At 64.6% G+C, this 1,028-nt stretch carries 2 protein-coding genes; both read left to right on the top strand.

The window, feature by feature from the left end:
- The first annotated feature begins 3 nt into the window (after nt 1-3).
- Nucleotides 4-327 (top strand): flagellar transcriptional regulator FlhD, encoded by a 324-nt coding sequence (gene flhD, locus AC1Q6P_RS23965; protein WP_102769796.1) that lies wholly within the window; start codon nt 4-6, stop codon nt 325-327.
- Between the two features lie 157 nt (nt 328-484).
- A complete protein-coding gene (flhC, locus tag AC1Q6P_RS23970; RefSeq protein WP_102769797.1) occupies nt 485-1,021 on the top strand; it encodes a flagellar transcriptional regulator FlhC in 537 nt (178 codons plus the stop codon).
- Nucleotides 1,022-1,028 lie beyond the last annotated feature (7 nt).

Raw genomic sequence — 1,028 nt, forward strand, 5'->3', positions numbered from 1 at the left:
ACCATGAACGCAGACCAAATCCTCGCCGAGATCCGTGAAGCCAATCTGAACTACCTGATGCTGGCGCAGAACCTGATCCGCACGGACCGCGAGCAGGCGCTGTACCGCCTGGGCATCTCGGAAGACACGGCCACCCTGATCTCGACGCTGAGCCCGGCGCAGCTGATGAAGATCTCCTCGGGCAACACCTTGCTGTGCCGCTTCCGCATGGACGACGACCTGGTCTGGGGCCTGCTGACCAGCCACAGCAAGACGGCGGCCAACGACGGCGTCGGCCGCCTGCACGCCAGCATCCTGATGGCGGGCCGGCACCAAGAAGCGGCCTGAATGTAGACCCCCGGCTGCGCGGGACCGCGCAGCCACCCCCCGAGGGGGTTCGAATCAAGGCCGGGCAGGGCCCGCCGTTGATTCGCTCCGCGGGGCGCTTGGGAGCGGCCCGGCGCTGCCCCGCAAACACCAACACCAAATTTCGAGAGACTCCATCATGCGCAACAAGAGCATCCTGACCGAAGCCCGCCAGATCGAACGTGCGGTGACCCTGATCAATCTGGGTGCGCGCCTGCAAGTGCTGGAGTCGGAGACGGATCTGTCCTACGAGCGACTGCTGCGCCTGTACAAGGAAGTCTCGGGCAAGAGCCCCAGCAAGGGTCAGCTGCCGTTCTCGACCGACTGGTTCATGACCTGGCAGCCCAATATCCACGCCTCGCTGTTCCTGAACGTGCACGAGTACCTGAACAAGGTGTCGGAGCTGGACGAGATTGACGCGGTGATCAAGGCCTACCAGCTGTATCAAGAGCAGACGCAGGCGCAAGGCCTGGAGGCCATGTTGTCCATCACCCGCGCCTGGCGCCTGGTGAAGTTCATCGACAACGGCATGCTGACCATGACCAAGTGCTCGAGCTGCGGCGGCCACTTCGTGACCCACCCGCATGAGATTGCCCGCCACTATGTCTGCGGCATGTGCAACCCGCCGGCCCGTGCGGGCAAGGGCCGCGCCCAGGGCGCGATCCAGATGCACTGAGCCGCTC

The organism is Roseateles sp. GW835-FHT13E02, from assembly GCF_058794035.1.

Excerpts from the sequence above, each read along its gene's own strand:
- flhD (WP_102769796.1), top strand. The coding sequence starts at position 4 with ATGAACGCAGACCAAATCCTCGCCGAGATCCGTGAAGCCAATCTGAAC.
- flhC (WP_102769797.1), top strand. The coding sequence starts at position 485 with ATGCGCAACAAGAGCATCCTGACCGAAGCCCGCCAGATCGAACGTGCG.